The sequence below is a fragment of the Vibrio sp. L85 genome (genome assembly GCF_963871815.1).
GTDB classification, from domain to species: domain Bacteria; phylum Pseudomonadota; class Gammaproteobacteria; order Enterobacterales; family Vibrionaceae; genus Vibrio; species Vibrio harveyi.
The window spans coordinates 1-575 of sequence record NZ_CAWMYL010000113.1; the positions used below are offsets into that span (position 1 = coordinate 1).

The following is a 575-nucleotide window of genomic DNA, read 5'->3' on the forward strand; positions in this document are numbered from 1 at the left end:
CTCTCCTGAGCTCACTCAACTGCTGAGCGAGATACACGAGCAATACAAACACTCGACTTTAGCAACCGCAGACATGTACATGGCAGACATCACCAAGTTGCCTTACTTTTTACAACACATTGATGAGACGGATACGGTTGAATCGATGCGCCTACAGGCTTACCTGCAAGGCTTGCAATCTGCGTATTTTGGTAGTGCCAATCGTCAACAAGATCTGGGTGGGAATAACTGGTTCTGTATGCGAGATACGATGTTACTCGATCCGAAGCGCAACCCTGAATTCCTTAAAGATATGATCTGGACAGTGCTGGAAAAAACAGCAAAGAATGATCCTGAAAAATACAGAAGAAATAACTACGCAGCTTCATTTGCTGGATCAATGGCTGGTATCTTTGAGTATGGATTACAAACCGAATACCCTTGCTACAACCCAATTCCTAAGTCATTACAACTTCCAAGCTGGAAATATTAACCTCATTAAAAGCAGAGGCCACAAGATGCAAATAGATTGGCTTGATCTGCTCAGTCTCGATGAAGATAGCCAGCAATTGGTGCAGGCGCGCTACCTTTACACG

1 protein-coding gene is annotated in these 575 nt (G+C 44.2%); it reads left to right on the forward strand.

What is annotated here, in order from left to right; genetic code table 11:
- Nucleotides 1-472 (forward strand): hypothetical protein (locus AACR11_RS11750; RefSeq protein ID WP_079324753.1); only part of this gene is annotated, 472 nt, incomplete at its 5' end.
- Nucleotides 473-575 lie beyond the last annotated feature (103 nt).